Origin of the sequence: Nocardia vaccinii NBRC 15922 (genome assembly GCF_001613305.1) — a bacterium.
GTDB classification, from domain to species: domain Bacteria; phylum Actinomycetota; class Actinomycetes; order Mycobacteriales; family Mycobacteriaceae; genus Nocardia; species Nocardia vaccinii.
In genome coordinates this window covers 350,603-369,625 of the sequence record NZ_BDCC01000019.1, presented here as the reverse complement: position 1 = coordinate 369,625, position 19,023 = coordinate 350,603, and the positions used below count along the sequence as shown (strand labels likewise).

The 19,023-nt window shown below is 66.9% G+C and carries 18 protein-coding genes; 2 read left to right on the top strand and 16 right to left on the bottom strand.

What is annotated here, in order from left to right:
- Positions 1 to 49: 49 nt before the first annotated feature.
- The 16 genes from NV1_RS15835 to NV1_RS15760 all read right to left on the bottom strand — a co-directional run bounded on the left by NV1_RS15835 (position 50) and on the right by NV1_RS15760 (position 15,620).
- Entirely contained in the window at positions 50 to 1,225 is a 1,176-nt protein-coding gene (locus NV1_RS15835; protein ID WP_245713736.1) for a C40 family peptidase, read from the bottom strand.
- Positions 1,226 to 1,320: 95 nt separating this feature from the next.
- Positions 1,321 to 1,830 (bottom strand): hypothetical protein, encoded by a 510-nt coding sequence (locus tag NV1_RS15830; RefSeq protein WP_067891590.1) that lies wholly within the window; start codon positions 1,828 to 1,830, stop codon positions 1,321 to 1,323.
- A gap of 127 nt (positions 1,831 to 1,957) precedes the next feature.
- Complete coding sequence (locus NV1_RS15825) at positions 1,958 to 3,661, bottom strand: putative type IV secretion/conjugal transfer ATPase (protein ID WP_067891587.1); 1,704 nt, start codon at positions 3,659 to 3,661, stop codon at positions 1,958 to 1,960.
- Positions 3,658 to 5,130 (bottom strand): SCO6880 family protein, encoded by a 1,473-nt coding sequence (locus tag NV1_RS15820; protein ID WP_157116964.1) that lies wholly within the window; start codon positions 5,128 to 5,130, stop codon positions 3,658 to 3,660. The genes NV1_RS15825 and NV1_RS15820 overlap by 4 nt, the downstream gene beginning before the upstream one ends.
- Positions 5,127 to 6,554, bottom strand: a complete 1,428-nt coding sequence (locus NV1_RS15815; protein ID WP_157116962.1) for a TrbL/VirB6 family protein — start codon at positions 6,552 to 6,554, stop codon at positions 5,127 to 5,129. Before NV1_RS15815 ends, NV1_RS15820 begins: the two co-directional genes overlap by 4 nt.
- On the bottom strand, positions 6,551 to 7,339 hold the full coding sequence (locus tag NV1_RS15810; RefSeq protein ID WP_157116960.1) for a DUF8175 domain-containg protein: 789 nt from the start codon (positions 7,337 to 7,339) through the stop codon (positions 6,551 to 6,553). The genes NV1_RS15815 and NV1_RS15810 overlap by 4 nt, the downstream gene beginning before the upstream one ends.
- Positions 7,340 to 7,353: 14 nt before the next feature.
- The gene (locus tag NV1_RS15805) at positions 7,354 to 7,989 is read right to left on the bottom strand and encodes a DUF8175 domain-containg protein (RefSeq protein ID WP_507762136.1); all 636 of its coding nucleotides are present in this window, start codon (positions 7,987 to 7,989) and stop codon (positions 7,354 to 7,356) included.
- 20 nt (positions 7,990 to 8,009) lie between these two features.
- Positions 8,010 to 8,240: a hypothetical protein gene (locus NV1_RS15800; protein ID WP_067891573.1), complete on the bottom strand. Its 231-nt coding sequence runs from the start codon at positions 8,238 to 8,240 to the stop codon at positions 8,010 to 8,012.
- Positions 8,237 to 9,142 carry an alpha/beta fold hydrolase gene (locus NV1_RS15795; RefSeq protein WP_067891570.1) on the bottom strand — a complete coding sequence of 302 codons (906 nt, stop codon included), beginning with the start codon at positions 9,140 to 9,142 and terminating at the stop codon, positions 8,237 to 8,239. Before NV1_RS15795 ends, NV1_RS15800 begins: the two co-directional genes overlap by 4 nt.
- A 100-nt stretch (positions 9,143 to 9,242) precedes the next feature.
- Positions 9,243 to 9,530, bottom strand: a complete 288-nt coding sequence (locus NV1_RS15790; protein WP_067891567.1) for a hypothetical protein — start codon at positions 9,528 to 9,530, stop codon at positions 9,243 to 9,245.
- Positions 9,527 to 10,180, bottom strand: coding sequence for a hypothetical protein (locus NV1_RS15785; protein ID WP_067891565.1), 654 nt, complete (start codon positions 10,178 to 10,180; stop codon positions 9,527 to 9,529). Before NV1_RS15785 ends, NV1_RS15790 begins: the two co-directional genes overlap by 4 nt.
- Positions 10,180 to 10,884 carry a DUF8176 domain-containing protein gene (locus NV1_RS15780; RefSeq protein ID WP_067891563.1) on the bottom strand — a complete coding sequence of 235 codons (705 nt, stop codon included), beginning with the start codon at positions 10,882 to 10,884 and terminating at the stop codon, positions 10,180 to 10,182. Before NV1_RS15780 ends, NV1_RS15785 begins: the two co-directional genes overlap by 1 nt.
- Before the next feature lie 125 nt (positions 10,885 to 11,009).
- Positions 11,010 to 12,419 (bottom strand): cutinase family protein, encoded by a 1,410-nt coding sequence (locus tag NV1_RS15775; RefSeq protein ID WP_169813333.1) that lies wholly within the window; start codon positions 12,417 to 12,419, stop codon positions 11,010 to 11,012.
- A gap of 179 nt (positions 12,420 to 12,598) precedes the next feature.
- Complete coding sequence (locus NV1_RS15770) at positions 12,599 to 13,792, bottom strand: lipase family protein (RefSeq protein ID WP_067891559.1); 1,194 nt, start codon at positions 13,790 to 13,792, stop codon at positions 12,599 to 12,601.
- Entirely contained in the window at positions 13,792 to 15,024 is a 1,233-nt protein-coding gene (locus NV1_RS15765) for a cutinase family protein (RefSeq protein ID WP_245713735.1), read from the bottom strand. Before NV1_RS15765 ends, NV1_RS15770 begins: the two co-directional genes overlap by 1 nt.
- The gene (locus NV1_RS15760; protein WP_157116958.1) at positions 15,021 to 15,620 is read right to left on the bottom strand and encodes a hypothetical protein; all 600 of its coding nucleotides are present in this window, start codon (positions 15,618 to 15,620) and stop codon (positions 15,021 to 15,023) included. Before NV1_RS15760 ends, NV1_RS15765 begins: the two co-directional genes overlap by 4 nt.
- Before the next feature lie 864 nt (positions 15,621 to 16,484).
- Here NV1_RS15760 and NV1_RS15755 point away from each other — a divergent pair.
- Positions 16,485 to 17,306 carry an MmyB family transcriptional regulator gene (locus NV1_RS15755; RefSeq protein WP_067891555.1) on the top strand — a complete coding sequence of 274 codons (822 nt, stop codon included), beginning with the start codon at positions 16,485 to 16,487 and terminating at the stop codon, positions 17,304 to 17,306.
- Between the two features lie 993 nt (positions 17,307 to 18,299).
- Positions 18,300 to 18,551 (top strand): helix-turn-helix domain-containing protein, encoded by a 252-nt coding sequence (locus NV1_RS15750; RefSeq protein WP_067891553.1) that lies wholly within the window; start codon positions 18,300 to 18,302, stop codon positions 18,549 to 18,551.
- The last annotated feature ends 472 nt before the right edge of the window (positions 18,552 to 19,023 follow it).

Below are 19,023 nucleotides of genomic sequence, written 5' to 3'. Positions count from 1 at the left end.
GTTCTGCTGCAGCCCAAGTAGTTTCGGTATGCCATTCGGTACGTCCGTGTCATGGTCGTGCGCCTTCCTGCGGGGTCGGGATCGTTGACTGCGGGTCGTTTCGCGCCGGGGCGGGAGCCGGTCCTGCCGCGGAGACCGGTGGTGGGGCGTAGCGCCGCACGTCCATCCGGTCGTGCCCGGCGACCGCCGCGAGCGGGGCGTTGCGCACGGTTTCGGAGACATCCGGGGCGTGCACCACCATGTCCTGACCAGAGGTATTGCGGCCCAGATAAATCGCGACGTGATGCGAATCGGACTCGCCGGAGCTGGTGAAGAAAATCAGATCCCCGGGCCGGCGGTCGGCGAACGGCACCACCTGTCCCTGTGGGGAGTCTTGCTGGGCCTGGGTGTAGTGCGGCAGCCTGATTCGCCCGCCAGATGCCTGATAGATCGCATACAGGGTGAGCCCGGAACAGTCGAATCCACCGTTGGTCGGGCCCGCAGGGTCGCCGCCACCCCACACGTACGGAGTGCCGACCCACCGCTGCGCCGCCGCGACCACCGCCGCCCCGAACACTCCCCCATCCCCGCTCAACGGGGCCCCCGAGCCACCCCTCCCACAGCCCGAGGGCTGTTGTCCCGCCGTCGCATCGGCCGCAGCGGTCCCGGGATCGACATTCGCGAACATCGCGTAGAGCCGGCGCGCCAGATCCATCTGCGTGGCGTAGGCATCCGGCGCCGAACGCTCGACCGCCTGCGCCAACTCCGGCGAGGACAAGCCCTGCCCGGCGTAGCGATCGGCCTGCTGATAGAACCAGTTGATCTGATAGACCGGATTCATCAGCGTCGCGATTCCTGCAGCGCCCCAAATACTGGCGCGCATCTGATGCGGGCCCAGCGAATCCAGGTCGTAGCCCTGCCCATCGTTGGCGTACCGAAGCGATTCCGGGACAGCAGGATTCGCCAGATTCCGCAACGTACTCTCGGTCGCCTGAGCCGCGAGTTCGGCGATGATCACCTGCTGCGGCTCGTGACGCTGTGTGCCGATCACCACTCCATTGCGCGCCAACTGCAATTGGCGATCGTTCAACCCTGCCACCGACTCCCCCGTCGCGCCTTGCGTACCGTCGCTCACCCCAGCAGCGCAGGCCTGTCCCGGATCCGCGCCGATCAGCACAACCAGCACGAACAGCAGCACCACCGGTATCGACAGACATAGTCCGACAACGAGTTTCGAAGCACCCACTACTCACCCGCCTGCCCTCCCCAGCCCCTCGCACCCGCCGTAAGACAGGCAGTGATCGGCTTGTCCCCCTGCGCCAAGCACGGGCAGAGGCGGGTTCACAGCTCCACCCCCGAATCCGAGTCGTAGGTAACCGGCGGTGTGGTTGGTGTTGCTGCGCTGTCGATCTCAGTTGATGCGTCCTGGCCGGCGGGAAGTGCGGCATCGATCATCTCCGCAGTTGTCGCCCGTGTGGAGAAATCAGATGGAGCACCGTAGGTCGAAGACGCTGCGGCGAACAGATCGTTCAGTGTTTCCCGCACCTCCGGGGTCAGCGGAGGGACGTTCCCAGACGGGGTTTCTTCCATGGTCAGCGCGACCGGCCCGTACCAGCCAGTGGGATGGCGATACCCCAGTCCGGTGAGCACGCGATACGCCAGCGGGTTCGCTTCCAGCGCAGGGGCGCTGAAGTCGTCGGCGAACCACGCCCGCACACGCCCCATCCCCTGCGTACTCAGATCCGGAACATGCCGCGCGAGCGAACCACGCAACCCCGAACCCTGATCACGCACGTCATACAAGACAGTGCCGTCCGGATTGATCACCACGAAGTCTGCGACGGCACTCATAACGGCCCGCCCTCCTCGACCGGCGAGCCGGCAGGCCCGGCGGACGCCGACGAACCTCGCGCGTCACGTTCGATACCGTTGCGGCCCAACGAGTGCGGGAATTCGTTCCGTGGCATTCGTATCTCCTTCACTGCTTATGTGTCAGGTGGTCGAAGCGGCGGTTGGTGTTGTGAATGTCCGCATCCCGCTCGGCGGGTGTGAAGCTCATGCGGACCGGGATCCCGGGCTGGTTCGCCTCACCGGTTTTGATCAGGAAACACCCTGTGCCAGGCGGTGTTTCACGCCCCATCACGGAGCTGCTGTCGCGGTCGTCGGTGGGTGGGCGGGGTGCGGCCCAGGAGGTGACGAGGAGTTTTTCGGTGTCGGTGATCGACACCGCGCCGCGCAGACGCTCGATCTCTTCCGGGCCGACCGGGCCGATGATCTTGGCGCGGGCGCGTTCGAACAGTCCCAGCGCTTTGGCCGCCGCGGCGGGGGAGTCGAACCCGGACAGGTCTTTGATGGTGTGGCTGCACATGATCAGCCCGGTCCCCAGGGGACGGTTCAATCGCGAGAGCGCGTCGGTGCGGTCGACCATGAACTCCCCCGCACCGAGCACCCGCCAGATCTCGTCCATGACGACCTCGAACGTGCGGGGCGGAGCGAGCCCGGCATCGGCCAGGGCGTGCGCGGCAGCCACAGCGCCGAATCCTTCGGACCAGCACACCATCAGCGCCGCGGCCAGGAGTTTGGTGTCGCCCTCGGGGATGCGGGAGACGTCGATACACACCGCGGGGCTGGACAAATCCACCGGAGTGCTGGTGTGACGGTCGAAGATCGCACCCCACGGCCCTTCCACCAGCGCCCGCAGCGAGCGACGCAACATTTTCGTACTGGCCCGATACGAGGCCTCGTCGTCTTCTTCGGCGAACTGACGCATCCGCTGCCCGCCCGCGGAGATCACCGCCAGCAGATCCGACAACAACGGCGGCGCACTGGAGGTGAATCCACCTGCGGGACTGTAGAGTTCGCGAAGCCCGGCGATCAGGAGTGTTTCCTCGTAGTCCGCGACCCGGCTGCCACGAACCAGCTCGATCAGCCCGGCAACGATATTGACCTGTCCGGCCTCCACACGCGCTGCGACCTGGCGGCGTTGATCAGGCTCGGGCAGCCGATCGATGACCGTGCCCAGGGCGCCGACCGCGAGCGGGTTGATCGTGCCGTGCCCGTACCCCAGGTCGATCACCTGCCCACCGAGTAACCGGACCAGGTCGCGGTAGTCGGGTTTGGTGTCCCCCATGCACAACGCGACCGACCCGGACGCCACAGCACCGGTCACCAGCCGCCGGATCAGCGAACTCTTCCCGAACCCATTGAGCGCCAACACAAACGTGATCGGCGCGGTGATAAAACCCCGCACGAACCAGCTCATCTGATCGAAATGCACCGGGGCGCCGGTGATGTAATGAGTGCCGATCGGAGTACCGACCGTCGGGGCCGTCGCACCGACAGCGAACGGCCACAACCCCGCCACCTGCACAGTCGTCGAACGCCATTCCGGTGTCGCCGGCACCACCGACGCGCGGCCCCCACCACGCCCGGCGTAACCACGATCGGTCAACCGCGCCAGCGGCCGGAGGAATCCATCGGTGCCCGCGTCCTCGACCCGGCGCAACGCCGTGGCACGGCGATGATCGTCCCGGGACAACACCAGGCGCGCACGGACGCCACGTATCCCGCCGTGGCGAGCCTGCTGCTCGATCACCGAGCGCGCCGCGTCGGTCAGCACGCGGATTCCGCTGAGCTGCAGGTGTTTCAGCGGGCGTGCGCTGGGCCGGGGTGCTGTGTTCATGCGGTCACCCGGCGGGAGATCGAGAGATGTTCGGGCAGGATGAGCCCGATACCCAGGGACGCGGCGAAGGTAGCGGCTTGCGCGGCGTAGCAGCGGCGGATCCCCAGGCGTGAGGCCGCGGCCATATCTTTCACCGACGCTTCGATGCCGGGCATGTCCGCATCCAGCGGGGCGGTGGCGGTGATGAGCACACCGAACCGGGTCAACCCGGCACCGCGGACTTGTTCGTGCCTCGCGGCGCGCGTGTTGTCCACCCGCATCGACGCCGCCGCCGAAGCGATCCCGCGTTCGGTCTGCTCCGCGGCCAGCGCGTCCCGGAAGTCCCGGTCGACGAGGTCGCTGGCCTCAGCCGCTGAATGCAGCCGGTACACGATCGCGATCCGCTTGCGCGGCACATCCGCACGCGGCCGCAACAACTCCTCCAGCCCCGTCTCGTACACCGCACCACGCGGGGCCAGATCCATCTCCCACGTCACCGACCGCGCCCCGTCATGCAGGTACTGGTCCCAACGGTCCTCGTGCGCGACCGGACCGGCCGAGTCCCACGATTGGGTGCGTTCGATATCACGGCCCGCGGCCTGGACGTCACGTTGAGCGGCGAGGTCGTAGCGGCTGCGGACCATCCCGATCACTTCCCACGCCTCGAGCGGGGTCGCCGGCAAACCGGCACGCGAGAGCTGCGAGAGCACTCCTTGCAGGCGTTGGCCGATCTCCCGAGCCTGCTCAGCGGTGTCACGGCGGGCGCGTCCTTGCCCGAACGCACGAAACGTGATCGCCACGCGCGCTTCCACACGCACCCCGACTCCCCCGATATCCGCCGCCGCCTGCTGCATCACCGTCCGCGCGAACTCCGGTGCGTCGGCGCGGATCAGCCGGGCCACCTCACGCCGCTGGGTGAGATGGGTTTCCACCACGTGATCCAGCACCGTGGTCACCGCCACGACTTCCCCGCCACGCGATTGACCCGCCAGGAATTGCCCGTATTCGCTGACCCACGCGTCGATCTGGGATTGATCCACCAACTCCTTACCGCGCGGCAAGACCCGCAGCACCACCGTGAAATGATCCGAACGCCGGATGTGAATCAGCGCGAAACGCTTGCCACCAGAGGTCTCATACTCGCTCAGACGCGAACTCGCCAACAGCCCAGGCAATTTCGCGGTCCCCGGGATGCTGGAGAACCGCCCCGCCCGATACAGGTCCTCACCGCGAGCCCGCGCCAGCGCGAACTGCGTGCGCAACACCGCGATCTCCCACCCGGTGCGGCCGCCGACCGTGATCGCCGTAGGCATGAACAATATTGCGGCACAACCCATCACGATCACCGTCACCTCCAGCGATCGCGTGAACATGAACGCGAGCATGACCGTCACGATCAGGGCGAGCCCGAGCATGGACACACCCCAGGTCAAACCGAAAAACCCCGCCGAGCGAGGACGCTCCCACCGCCCATACATGCGCGTAGTCACCGCCGCACCTCCATCGGGCCCGGCGTATCAGGATCCACACCCGACTCGGTGGCATCGCGCGCTTCGGGCACAGCAGACGAACCCGCCTGCTGCACACCGTGATGCGCCGACCGAGCCGCAGTCACCGCCATCCCGGCAGCACCCGCCCCAGCAGCACCACCACCGGCCGCTGCCGCCCCAGCACTACTACCGCCGGCCGTACTCACACCGGTCGTGGTCGCACTCTCGGGTGCGGGCACACTGCCCGCGCCCCCACCTGTGGCGCCTCCGCTGGCACTGCCTGTGCCTACCGGTCTTCCACCGCCCTGTGGCCCACCAGAAGCAGGAGGAGATCCGCCGCCAGGCGGTGACGGACTGCCGCCACCTCCGGCGCCGTCGTTTTCGCTGAGTTTGCGCGCTTCGGACCGATCCTGACCGGCGCTGCCCATCGCGACACCGGCCAAACCACCAGCCAGAGTCGCCGCAGCTCCGCCGCTACCGCCCATGGTCGCCACGACCGGCGCGATCAACCGCATCAACGCAGGCAGCACTACAGCCACCATCAACAACAAGATCAACCCGAGCAACGTCGTCTGCGGATCTTGGTGTTGCGCGGAGTCTTTCGCACCGACCGCGCTGAACGCGATCGCATAACACAAGGCGCCGACCGGCTTCCACAACAAGAACGCCAGCGACCAGGACAACATCCGCTTGTACGCCTGCGAGCCTGGCCCGGTCCCAGCCGCAGCTGCGGCGATCGGCAAGGCTGCGACAACCAGGATCAGGAAGGCCTGACGCACGACCAGCATCACCAGCTGCACCAACATGCTGATCAGCCCGAACAATCCGATGACCAGCAATACACCGGAGCCCAACGCACCACCTGGCTCTGAGAGCCGGGTCAGCAGAGCGAACGCGGCGTCGGAGTCACCACGGCTGGCGTCGTCGATCACCCAGTTCGAGAAGGCGTCGCCCGCTCGCGTTCCGACGGTGACGACTGCGGCGAAAGTCATCGAAGCGAACACGGCGCGCGCGAACATCAGGAACGCCTCTTGTGCTTCTCCGGCGACACCGCCGCGTTTAGCCAGGGCCAGTCGCGCGGCGGCAAACATGATGCCCGCGGTCAGCAGCAGTACCTGTAACCCGCTGGTGTATCCACGGATCGAGGCCAGCACCGGACCTGGCTCTCCTGTCGACGCTGCGAGTGTGGGAGAGGGCAGGTCGGTCCACCAGGCCAGATCTGCACGGAGCAGGGTTGCCAATCCATCGATCAGGCTATGCACAAAACTATCGAAAGTGGAGCTCACAGCAGCGCCTGCGGCCTGGCTGCCCAGGCGTCCGGCCTGACAGACCGCGCCGACGATATCGGGTAAGTCGCACGCTGCGTTGGGCAGTTGTGATTTGACGTCCGGCACCGCACCGGCAACGAGGAGCGCTGAGTTCATTGGCTTTCCCACCGCCCGAAGTCGGTAAGCGTGGTCAGAGGGACGGCTGGTTGCCAGAGAGTGTTGATGTCGTCGGGTACGCGTACGCGCCAGTCGGTGTTGTTCCAGACCATCGGCCAGGTGCCGTAGGCGAAGCTGTCTCGTGTGCGGACCGCGATTTGGACGACTGCGAAGTCCTGTCGGTAGCCGGGCAGGATTCGGATGCCTTCGGGCACGGTGACGTATCGCCCCGCGCCGGGAGTGCTGGCGCGGCTGGCGGCGAACCGGTCGATCAACGCCTGTCCGCCGCCGAGGTAACGCGCACGCACGACGCTTTGCCAAATTCCTTCGGGTGCGGCTAGCGCACGGGCGATAGCGTCGCAGGCCGCTAGGGCCGCGCCTTGCGGTGTGTCGGCGAATCCGGAGGCGACTCCGTCGCGGATCTGCTCGGGGCCGTCGCCGGCCGAGACCGGGATCGCGGCTCCGCCCCATATGCGCTGCCATTCGATGTTCGCCGGTGCCGCGGTCAGATAGTCCGTGCTGTGCGGACCGATTCGCTCCGAAGGGTTTTGGGGCAGTGCGCGGCCGGCGTCGTCGATGACGTCCAAGCGGTTGCCATCCAGGTCGGTGGTCGGTTCCTTGGCCTCGCTGGCGGAGGATTGCACCGGCCCGACGGTTGTGCTCCTCGCCGTTACTGAAGGAGGCGTGGGGACGGTGTGGCGCGTGGTCGTCACCAGTGCGAGGCCGGCGATGAGGACTGCGGTGATGCTGATGGTCAGGATCAGCCACATTCGGCGAGTGGACACGAGCTTCTCCGGTATCAGTGCAGCGTCAAGGCGACCATGTCGGCGGGCACGGCCGGGACGGAGGTCACGGCCTGGGTACGGAGTTGATCCGGCAGCAGCAGTTTCCAGTCGCTGTTCTGCCAGATGACCGTTTCGGTGTTGCAGGTCAGCGAGGTGTCGGGTTGCCGGGCATAGATGGCGATCTCGGCGCGCCCGGGCGTGTAGCTGTGCACGCGGTAGCCCTGCAGCCGCAGCGGCGTATCGGCGGGCGCGGTGATCGAGATCTGCGCACGTGCGACCGCCCACGCGTCACGTCCGGGACCCGGTGCGAGCATGCGTTGCCCGATCGTCGGCCACTGGGTATCCGGGGCGACCGACATCCGGACGCTGGCCTGGATCGCGGCCAGTGCGGCGCCGACCGGCGTGTGGTCGAATCCGGCCGCGACGGTTCCATCGTCACGGCGCGGTCCTTGGTCAGCGGCCGGGAGTGTAATCGCCTGGAATACAGTCGATCTCGGATGTCGAGGTTCTGCGTGCAGATCGGGCATCGCAGGTCCGGGCTGCGGTGTTGACTGATGGGCAGCGCCACAGGCTGTGGTCGCGGTCAACACCAGGAGCCAGATCGTACCGGTGATGACCCGAGAGGATGTGCGCCGACTTGTTCGTGGCATAGTCTGTCTCCCAATGGTTTTCACTGCGAGGGCAGGAGCGCGCGGGCGAATCCGCCGGCGGCGCCGAGCAGGGTCACCGCGATCAGGGATCCCAGCAGGCCTTCGACGGCTTCGTCGCGGTAGAGGCGCACGGCGAGTTGGCCGCCGATCCACACCAGGCGTGCCACGCACAGCAGCAGCACGATCCAGTCCAGCCAGCTCAGCAGCGTGGCCAGTTCCTGCTGCACCGCACCGGGCAACGGTTTGTTCACAGCAGGTCCTCGGCGTCGTCCGACAGACCGGTCGAGACGATCCGCTTGCTGTGGTGGACGATTTCCAAGACTTCCAAGATGGCGTCCACGACACGGTCGGGACTCGTGCAAGGCAGTCGGTGATCGCCGCCGGGGACGATGTCGAGTTCCGACCAGATCCTGTCCGCGAGGCGGATCGACTGTGTCGGGGGCACAATGCGGTCGTGTTCGCCGGTCAGAACAAACGAGGGCACGGTCCGTAGGCGCTGCGCGGTGTCCTCGGACAGCGCCGCACGGTACAGCGCGTCCAGGACATCGATCAGAACCCTGGCGTCACAGCGCGCCGAAAGCAGGTTTGTCGCGGCGCCGGTACTGACTCGCCGGAGCTTTCGTCTCAGCATCGAGGCGCTGGCTGTGGCTGCCGACTCCAGGGGCCCGTGCCGCCAACGCCGCAACTGCTGTGCCCTGCGGCGATACCTGCGTGGCAGGCCGGGCGTTTCGGGGAATTCCGCGCCGCCGTTGAGGACCACGAGTCCGGACAGTGCCGCGGCTCGCTGCGGGTAATGCTCGGCCCAGGCGTGCACGATCAGCGATCCGGTCGAGTGTGCGACCAGGACGATGGATCCGCTCGCGTACGTCAGGACGGTGTCCAAGTCCTCGGCGAGCTGGCGCATCGTGGTAGTGAGGCGGCGCGACGGATTGCCGGAATGTCCCTGTCCGCGTTGGTCGTACACGAGCTGCGCGATCCCGCCCTCGACGCGCTCGTGCACGCGCTGCGCCACCTCGGCCCAGATGCTCGAATCTTCCAGGAAGCCATGGACGTACACCACCGTGGCTGGTGCCGTTGGTGTTCCCCAGCGCGTTGCCGCGAGCTGAAGTCCGTCCGTGGCAGCGAGTTTCATCTCGTCGCACTCGGCATACATTGCGAGCACCTTCCGTTCTGAGATGGTCCGCGCCCGGCCAGAGGCTTTCCGTGCATTGGCGCGAAGTGTGAAAATTGCTCTCGGGCAATAAGTTCCGGGTCTATTTGGAGGAGTTGATGATTTCGGTCATGATTCCGCCGGCGCTGGTGGCGATGATTCCGCCGACCAGGGCTCCCAGGACGATCTTGGGAGATTCGACTGCGCCGCCGTGCCAGCGTTCCCACCCGAACTTGCCGCCCGCGTAGATCAGCGCGGCGATGCCGGCCAGCATCGTCAACCAGGCCAGCCAATTGACGATGCTGATCAGGCCGGGCGAGCCGGGCGGTGCCTTGGGGGTGATCGTCACCGCGTCCAGTGATGCCAGGCCGGTCAGAAGTGTGTGGATCATGAGCGTGTGCCTTTTCCTTCGCGCGTCGCGGCGATGCGCTGGGTGATCGCGGTACCCGCCCGGTGCACATCGGCGGGGACTGCGTGGGTCAGAGGTGCGCGGCGGGGCGGCGCCGGATCGAACGGGGTGTAGCGGGCCAGCTCGCCGAGTTCGTGCACCAGCAGGCCCTCGTGCCAGCCGATCGGCCACACCGCCTCGGCCAGTTCGCTGACAGTCCGGCGGAACCTCCGCACCGCCGCTGGGGTGCGGCCGGGCCGGGCGGCGATCAGCACCAGGGCCACGACCGTGACACCGTCCGGTGCCAGTCCGGCGTGCCATTCGCGTAGCCGCTCGGCCGCGGCGACCAACCCGGGGATGCAGTCGCGGGCGACCAGCACCACGCGTTGGGTGCTGCGCGGCGAGCCCGGCCAGGCCACGCCGGTGTCCGCGGCATGCGCCCACCATCGGGCCAGCGTGGAGGCACCGGCACCGCCATGCGCTCCCATCACCGCGATCAACGGGGGATGCGGTCCGCTGGTCGGCAGCGGAGCCCGGCGCACGGGAGCGAGTCGCTCGGCACTGGGAGCTTGGATGGTGTCCGCATCCATCCAGCCGGACGGTTGCGGCTCTGCGGTGGGTTCGATGGCGCGTAACCGGTTGGCGGACAGCATTATTGCCGCCCTTGTATGGTGCTGATCGCCAACCCGGCCGGGGTGCGGCGGGTGTTGATCAGCTGCAAGTAGTCGACGCGGCTGTGGTCTGGATGCAGTTCGACCACATGCACATCAGCGGCCCCACCAGACAGCAGATTGATCGCGACGCAGTGGCGGGTGCCCGGGGGAATCGAGGCGATCCCGCCCGCCAACGCCTGCGGCACGATCCCGCTGTCCGCGGCGACCGTGCGCATCGCCTCATCAGCCGAACGCCTTGTGTAGTAATCGAATTCGAAGGTCGCGATCAGCCCGGCGACTGTGCCGGTATCACCGGCTCGGTCGGTCACGACCACACCGGTCAGGCCCGCACACGCAGGGCTCACCGGCGCAACGGCCATGTCGGGCGTGGTGGTGGCCACCTGCGCGGTCTGCTGATTCCCGGTGTGCCACGTCAGGATCGCACCGGTGGCCGCACCCGCTAATGCGGTCACCGCCAATCCTGCAATTACCCACGTGCGCAGCCGAATCCGCGGACGTGCTGCCGTCGCCGGTGTGGTGTGCGGGGTGGGGTCGGCCAGCCATTCCCATTCGGTGTCGCCGTCGGTTGGCGGGGCGGCCGATGTGCTGGGGCGCAAGGGAATCGGTGGTGCGGTGGTGGTGGCGAGCCAGCCCCAGCCGTGCTCGTCCTCGGTGTCGGCACCGGGTGCGGTGTGGGGCGTCATGATCGCCTCCTTCCAGGCGTGGTGGTGTCGGTGGTGGGTGGCTCGGCCCTTCGGGGAGACGGCTCAGGGCCCGCGAGGGATTGCCCGGCTTCTCTGACGCAGAGACATGTCTCCGCCGAAGGGGTCTAGGGACTCACCGGCTCCGGTGACGGGCTCGACGTGGTGACCGAGCGAGTCGGGGTGGTCGGTGGGTCGTTGGTTTCGGTATCGGTGGCGCTGGGAGTAGTGCTGACCGGAATGCGGGCACTGGTGGGTTCGGGTGCTGGTGACCGCGCAGGCCCTGTGGTGTCGGCGATGTCGTGGGCCAACGCGGCGAACCAGGCCGCGGCCGCGGCGAGCACGGGTGTGCCCTGCGGTGTGCCGGGGTCGACGCTGTAGGCCTCACCGTGGCTGGTGGAGTCGCTGTAGGCGGTTCGGGTGGCCACGTCGTAGAGATCGTTGCTGCTCACAGTGGAGGTAATCGCGCCGAAAGCTTGGTCGACCCAGCCCAACGCGGTAGAAGGCGGGACAAGTTCGGCGACCGCACCAGCGACCTTCACCCCCAGATCGGCAATCGCCGCACCGGGATTGGTCATGCCGACCGCGGCGAGTTCGGCGATCGTCGCGGGAGTCAGGACCTTCTGCGCGACCGTGACCACGGTGTTCAACCCGATCGTTCCCAGCCGGAACAACACCGAGAGGACCTGGTCCGGGCCCGGAGGCGGAGTGTTCGGGTTCGAAGCCTCGGCCAGGCGTTGGCCGAGGGATTTAGCGGGCTGATAGGACAACTGGTCGAGGCTGTCGCCCTGGATATCTTGCCCCGCGACCCCGACCGCGGTCTTCCACACAGTGCCCGCCAACGCTTGCGCGACGGTGGTGATCGCACTGACGGGGTCGTGCAGATTCGACTGCGCGGCGATGTTCTGGACCGTCTGGGCGATCGGCGACTGCGCGGGGGTATCGCAGGCCAGATCACCAGGCACGCACAAGTCCGCCACCCGACCGGTCAACGCACCGAAAGCCGGTGCCGCACTGGATGTCTGGGCGATCCCGGCGCCATTGATCTGCTGGTTCGTCAGGGTGATCACGTGTGTGTGCGATCCGCTGGTGCCCGGCGCAGGGTCCGGTGTTCCCTGCTCGGGACGGCCAGGCAACACCGGCGCTCCAACACCGCGGCGGGGATTCGCGAGCAAGGCCACGCCCGCCACGGCGTCAGCGGGAATCGGACCGGATCCGACGCCGATCTTCCGCGCGAACGCCGCGACGGCCGCGGCGCCTTGGCCGTAGCCGACGGCGCCGATTCTGGTGCGCGGGCACCGGTTCAGCACTGCACGCGCTTGAGCTTCCAACTCGGTCGTGGCAGCGGTGACCGCTTGGTCGAACGGTTGTTGCGTCGTACCGTCGGCGGTGTAGCCGTAAGGAACGTAAGCGCGTTGGATGTCGCTGCCTGCGGCGGCTTCCAGGGGCCCGAAGAACTGCCCGAGGGCACCGGTGTCCGCAGTCGCTACCGCATCCGCCGACGTCTGGTCCGTGCCCTGTACCCCGAACACGTACAACGCGGGACACGTAGTCCCCAGAGGTACAGCCGAGGTGGGTGGCTGCGCTGGTGCGGGTCCCGACGAGCACACCAGGATTGCCGAGGTCACGCCTACACAGATCGCGGCGCGCGGCCCGCGCGTCTGACCGGTGTATCGAGTCGTGGATCTGCTGGGATCCGCCCTGTGGCACATAACTTTCACCTCCTTCGGGCTGCGGACATTCGAAGGTGTTGCCGCAGAAACGCATTCATTCGCTGCCGTGTCCGCAGGAACACCGAGGGCGTCTGCGTTGCCGGCTGAGCGGGGGGATGCAGGTGCTGGCTGAGTGCGTCGAGTGCATCGTCGATGCTGTAGATGGCCGCGCCGAGGTGGTCTGTGGCGTATTCGCGCCACGTCGCCTTCGCGCCGGCGGCCAGGTAGTGCTGGTATACCGCGTGGCCCTGCGCGTGAGGGACGAGGTCGTCGTCGGTGCCGTGATACAGGTGCACCGGCACGTCAGGGACCGTCAGGCCGATCTTTTCCCGGGCCAGAACGTATCGCCACATCGGGTCGTTCCATGGATCCGGGCGCTCGGAGAATTCCCCCAGTGGTCGGCGGTAGCCTTCGGCTAGAGCTGCCGCACTGAGATTCGCTGCCGCAGCGGCGATTCGACGGCCTTCGTTGGTGAGTACGTGTCGCAACGGGAGATGCTGATGGGCGTGCGACAGCCCTACGACAGCAGCCCATACCAGGAAGGCCCAGCCGGTTTCGTTCAACTCGGCCGCGAGTGAGCCTGGGTCGGCGAGCACCGCTCCGGCCGCCACCGCGCGCAGGCAGAGCTCTGGCGCGTACTGGCGGTGTTGTTCGGCCGCGGCGATTACCGCGCGGCCTCCGTCGGCATATCCCCACATCACCACCGGTGACGCCGTACTGGTCTTGATATCCGCCAGATGTGCTGTGGCGCGGGCGATATCGAGTCCGGTGTGCGCGGCGGCGTTCGCGGCCAAGAACGTGTGCGGGCCGGCACCAGCGATGCCCATACCTTCCCCATCGGGGACGGCCACGATGAACCCACGCGCTAGCGCGGCATCGATCCGGTGGGACTCGGGTTCGGTACCAGCGGCAAGCAGTTGCGAGGGCGCCGGGCCACCGAGTCCGTGAAAGCTGGTGCAGTACACCAGGATCGGCGGATGAGGAATGTTCGGAGCGACTTCGGGGAGCAGTACGATTCCCGAGACCGGGATCTTCTCCCCGTAGGAGTCGGTGGACACGTACACCAGCTGCCGGGCTTCCCGGACATGATTCAGGCCCGGCGCAGTGGTTGGACGGGCGCGCAGCACATCCCCAGGGCCGCAGTCACGGGCGATCACAACTTCGGCGTAGTGGCTGTCGATTTCCGGGGTGGTGTTCATCAGCGCCTCCCCTCGGCCACGTCGTGAGCGCACGCGATCAACCAGGCAGCCCCCGAGGCGAGTTGGCCGCTGCTGGCGTAACCGGTGTGTGCTGCGACGGTGTCCGCGAACTGCACCCATACCGCAGGGTTGGTCAAGTCCGCGTTGTCCCCCGCCATCTGGCCGACCGCCGCGGCCAGCTGCCCGGCGAGTTTGGGAAGCACCGCGATCGGGTTGGCTGCTACAGCGGCAGTGATCTGGGCCCATCGAGTATTGGCCGTGTTCACCTGATCCGCGGCGGGCGCCGGCGTCCGAGGGTCGGCTGCCTCGATGAGCCTCTGCGACAGCGGTTTTCGGGGTGTGTAATCGACGGTGCCGTTCGCGAGTGTGAAGTCGTTGCCGACGATGGTGGTCCACGCGTTCCCCAGGGCACTGGTCAACAGAGTGTTGAGCGAGCCGAGAGCCGCCACGGGGTTCCGCAGGTCCGCCTGCGCGGCCAAGCGCGCAGCGAATCGCAGGATCGCGGCGTGATCAGGCGCGGAGCATGCCAGATCACCGGAGGCGCAGATTTCCGCGACACGGCCGGTCAAAGAGCCGTACCCCTGCCCGGTGGCGCCGATACCGGCACCCGCGACCGTGGGGCTGGTGATCTGCACACCGGCTACCGCGGTACCGGGGGTTCCGGGCGCGGGGTCGGGGTGGGTCTGGCCCGGCCGGCCCGCGATTGCAGGCGATCGGGCCGGGCGGTCGGGGTCCGCGTAGAGGATGACCGCGGCGATCCGGTCCGCCGGGACCGGGCCGCGGCCTGCGCCGATCTCCTCGGCGACCTCCGACCACGCCTGCGCGCCCTGCGAATACCCGACGCCCGCGATTGCGGTGGCCGGACAGGTGGCGGCGATCTGCCGGGCCGCGTCGCCGATGAGACGGACCGCCTCGGTCGCCGACGTGGCATAAGGGGCCGCTCCCCCGCCCGGGACCGCGCCGCCGAAACCGGCGTCGTAGCCGATGTAACTACGCTGCACCAGATTCGGGCCGAGCGCGACCACCGGCGCCAGCAGCGCCCCGAGCACACTGGTATCCGTGGTCGCGCTCGCGCCCGGCGAGGATTGCCCGGTGCCCTGCACCGCCACCACATACAACGCCGGGCAACCAGGTCCGATCGGCACCGCCGCCTGCACCACAGGCGCAGCGACCGTCCAGGATGTCACCATGCTGGCGACGGTGGTGAGTGTGAGCTGGGTGGTCGTCTTCATCGTCCCACTCCGACTCCGGCGCCGAATCCCGCTCCGACCGTTCCCGCGATGAGGGCGCCGATCGCGGCGGCCGGGACACCGGCCACGACCGCGCCGGCGGCGGCACCGGCCGCGGCACCGGCGGCCGTTCCGGCGACACCGCTGGTCACCGTGCCGATCACCGGCACCGCGACAACCGTGCCCAACGCCGCGCCGGCGATGCCGCCGACTGTGCCGCCGATCAACCCGCCGACCACCGCACCCACGGCCGCGACCGGCGCACCGGCCACCGCTGCCCCGGCGGCGCCGCCGATGCCGGCGCCGGCGACGGTCGCCCCTGCCACCACGTCCGATCGCCCTGCGGGCAGGCCGACCGAGTCCAGCGCGGTGGAGACCTGGGCTTCCGCGCCTGCCGCGGTGTTGTTGATCGTGTCGCGCACGTTCGGCGGCAACCACGCCGGTGACGGGGTCTGGAACTGACCGATCCGAATCGTGTTGTCCGGCGGGCGAATCGGCGCGACCGGAGGCACCGGACGCGGCAAATGCAGATCCTGCACCCGCACCGGGGCGACCGGCTCGTTCCTCGGCTCAGGCCGGGGCACCGGGCCATTACGCACGGCCGCAGGCTGCGGAGAGTCAACCACCGGAGCAGGAGCCGGTGGTGGCGCCGCAGCGGGAGGCGGCGCGGGGGCGGTGGTGCCCGGCTGCGTGTGGCTGGTGCTCACTCCCGGCTGTCCGGGGCCGGTGTCCGCTCCGGACGCTACGCCTGCGCCGGCGCACGACACCATGACCGCCATCGGCACCACTGCGGCTACAGCCAGCATTCCGCGCCCTCGGCGGGCAGTAACAGCTGATCGGCCAGAGCTGATTGTGGGCATGCGAAATAAACCCTTCTGGGCAAGATCATTCGAAAGGGAACAGAGAAAAAGATGTACCGGGTGGGGCCTCGCCGGTCCTGAACCACCAGGCCAAGGCCCCTACACCGAGGCAGCGGTCAGAGGAACGACGCGGCCAACGACAGGATCTGCACGGCCACGGTCAGCCCGTTCGACAACAGAATCAGCCCGTTGTTGAGCCATGTCATGACGACATTGGGATCCACTGGTTTTCCCTCCTGAGCGGTTTCACTTACCGACACCACACAACACCCCGAACCGCCGGAAATCTAGATTCTTAACTGATGCGCGTTGCATATATGCACGCAGCATAAGAATGGATCGGCGTATTTTTCTGGTAGTTGTCCTGCGGTTTTGATGCTGCGTGCATCAGATAAGCCCCGCTACGACCGGAGTGGATTTTTTTCGAATCGGCAGGCCGTCGGTCGCGGTACACCGTCTCTGCTAACTATGCGCTATCGGATAGCGAAGTTCTGGTGTTGCCCGCTCTTCCCAACTCTGGTACGTCTAAGAGTGTTCGGGGGAACCTTTCAGTCTATTCGTGCTCATCCCATGTTCGGAAGCCCCAAGGGAGGGGGGCATCGCATGCGCAGGACACAGCCCGATCGACCACGACGCCGCAAACCACACCGCATCAAGCGACCGAAGCCTCTGGCCTCGGCACCGGAGCTGCCCCCATTTCTGGAACAGCTCCGCGACGAGCGCGAACTCACCCGCCGGGCCGCCTCGGAAGCGACCACGATCAGTCAGCCGTACCTGGTCCAGCTCGAGAATGGCACCCGCCGTCCCAAACCAGAGACACTCGACCTCTTCGCCACCGGCTACGGCCTGACCGCCGCACAGCTCCGCCACACCCAGGAATTACTCGCCGACCCGCTCCCGCTGCCCGACATCGCCAGCTACCGCCGCCACCTCGAGGACACTCCCGCCCTCATCGACCATCTCACCGATCTGGGCGAGCAGCACGTACCGGCGATGTATCTCGATCCGCTGTCCAACGTGCTGGCCGTCAACAAACCCATGGCCTTCGCGCTACCCGGCATCGAAGAGGTCGGGAACCTGTCCATCTACTGGTTCCTGCCCATCGCCCGGCAACTGTTCCCCGACTGGCCCGAACAAGCGAACTACATCGTCGGCCGGCTCAAAGCCGGAATGGGACGCTACCGTACCGCACCACAAGCCAGAAAACTGCTGCGAACCCTGGGCAAGGATCCAGAGTTCACCAGCCGGTGGACCTCGAGCACACACATCGCATACAACTGGGAACCCGGCAACCGCATACGCTGGAAAAACCCCAGCACAGGACAGGAGAAGCTGGTCAGCGTACACAGATCAGAAATCAGCGAAAAAGCCGTGATGATCATGTACACCGCCTACGTCAACCGGCACACCAGCGGGCCCCAATAGCCAAGTCCGCATCGGCTGCCGAAAAGCATCGCGCGATCAGATTTCGTAGTTCCAGTGCGTTAACTGATGCAATTTGCATCATTTAACGCACTGGAATTATCGACACAGATCGTGTCTCCTGGAATAGGAGCATCGCCGTGGCACACCGAGAGGTTCTCGACGGCCGGCGGTCCCGACCCGATGCCTTGCCGATGGCGCGAGATGACGTGGGAAAAACGGACCCATCTCCCGGTGGCGAGACAAAACCACAGAGCAGCCCACAATTCCACGCCAGCTATCCTGGTTGCCCGTCGGTGTCCGAGTCCTGCGTAAGTCCGACGCTAATATCTGGCCCAACTGCGGGCTGGCGAACTCGCTGGTCGCCGAGCCGGACGCAGCTGTCGGTACGCAGCTGGTTTCTCACACGCTCGGACATCCTCACCGCGCTCGAACGCACACGGCACGTCGCCCCAGCGGCGTCCTCTGGCCTCCGATACCACCACAGAACCGCTTATCGTAAAGCCCCTGCTGGGTACGGATACGCGCCGCAGGTAACCCACGGCCCGGCACCGACCGGCCAGCCCTGGTGCGCCACTTACCAGCTCGTGCCAAGCCTTAGTACACAGCGGGCCACGCCGTTCACCACCTCCGGCGGCCCTGCTGCCGAACAGCACCGCTCTCCGCAACGCCCCTGAAAGCGCCCCAGCTGCCCGACCACCCACACACCAGCTCCCACCGTGATCCGTCGTAGGTCATATTCGGCAGCTGGTCGAACACCCCCGATATTTCCAGTGACACTACAGATTTACCCGCCCGTACAGTGATCAGGCCATAGGAACATCTTCCAGGGCAGCGAAAAACGAATCCCGCTGCATCGCAATGGGTTCGACACGAGATCAGCTACCCGGCGGATGAACATTGCAGGTGCGCAACGGCTTCCGCTCCCTCAACGAAGGCGATAGAGTTACCGCAGCGAGGGACTGTCCGGTGCACTGCACCTGTCAGGAGTTCACGATGGACAGAAACCCTCGCTTACCGCTGAGTGACAAGGCACTGCTGGAGCGTCTTTTGAACGAGCCGACCGTGTCGGTTCCCGACGCAGCCCACCTTCTCGGCGTCGGCCGCTCGACGATCTACGCTGCGGCGCACTCCGGTGAGATACCAGCCGTCCGCATCGGCAATCGGGTTCGCATCCCCACGATCTGGCTACGCCGGCTGCTCCAGATCCCGCCGAACACCACAGCGGATACCGAACAACGCAGCTAGCCCATAACGACTCCGCACGCCCGCCGACCACGGCCGGGATGAGGCGAAAATCGTCACGCGATCAGCCGCCTTCACGGAAGTCGCCCCCATGACCAAGGCGGGCGACTATCGGGTCAAACCAGTAGGTGCACGGGGTTCGCGGTCGGTAGATCGCCCTCTGGGACGACCATGCCTGCCAGCCGACGCCCCGCGACCACCGAATTTCCGATCTCGGTGGACGCCGAGATCAGCGAACTGGACCTCCAGCCTGTCGGTGACCAGCCGCTCACAAGCCCATCCTCTTTCGGCGGCGAGCCCAGCCCGTCATAACGCGCCGATCGGTCGCCACACGCTTGCCGGCCTCCACACGCCAAGTCGCTCACCTTATGCGGAGGACTCAGCGGTGCCCAGCCAGCACCGCGCGTGCGGACTGGCCATCGCCGACTGTCCGAACCCGAATCCGCACCCGACGAACGAACAGGAGATCGCAGGG

What these genes read in the sequence shown, in the direction of transcription:
- NV1_RS15805 (WP_507762136.1), bottom strand. Translation starts at nt 7,989, where the DNA reads ATGCCACGAACAAGTCGGCGCACATCCTCTCGGGTCATCACCGGTACG.
- NV1_RS15765 (WP_245713735.1), bottom strand. Translation starts at nt 15,024, where the DNA reads ATGAAGACGACCACCCAGCTCACACTCACCACCGTCGCCAGCATGGTG.
- NV1_RS15815 (WP_157116962.1), bottom strand. Translation starts at nt 6,554, where the DNA reads ATGAACTCAGCGCTCCTCGTTGCCGGTGCGGTGCCGGACGTCAAATCA.
- NV1_RS15755 (WP_067891555.1), top strand. Translation starts at nt 16,485, where the DNA reads ATGCGCAGGACACAGCCCGATCGACCACGACGCCGCAAACCACACCGC.
- NV1_RS15770 (WP_067891559.1), bottom strand. Translation starts at nt 13,792, where the DNA reads ATGAACACCACCCCGGAAATCGACAGCCACTACGCCGAAGTTGTGATC.
- NV1_RS15790 (WP_067891567.1), bottom strand. Translation starts at nt 9,530, where the DNA reads ATGATCCACACACTTCTGACCGGCCTGGCATCACTGGACGCGGTGACG.
- NV1_RS15750 (WP_067891553.1), top strand. Translation starts at nt 18,300, where the DNA reads ATGGACAGAAACCCTCGCTTACCGCTGAGTGACAAGGCACTGCTGGAG.
- NV1_RS15785 (WP_067891565.1), bottom strand. Translation starts at nt 10,180, where the DNA reads ATGCTGTCCGCCAACCGGTTACGCGCCATCGAACCCACCGCAGAGCCG.
- NV1_RS15830 (WP_067891590.1), bottom strand. Translation starts at nt 1,830, where the DNA reads ATGAGTGCCGTCGCAGACTTCGTGGTGATCAATCCGGACGGCACTGTC.
- NV1_RS15825 (WP_067891587.1), bottom strand. Translation starts at nt 3,661, where the DNA reads ATGAACACAGCACCCCGGCCCAGCGCACGCCCGCTGAAACACCTGCAG.
- NV1_RS15795 (WP_067891570.1), bottom strand. Translation starts at nt 9,142, where the DNA reads ATGTATGCCGAGTGCGACGAGATGAAACTCGCTGCCACGGACGGACTT.
- NV1_RS15780 (WP_067891563.1), bottom strand. Translation starts at nt 10,884, where the DNA reads ATGACGCCCCACACCGCACCCGGTGCCGACACCGAGGACGAGCACGGC.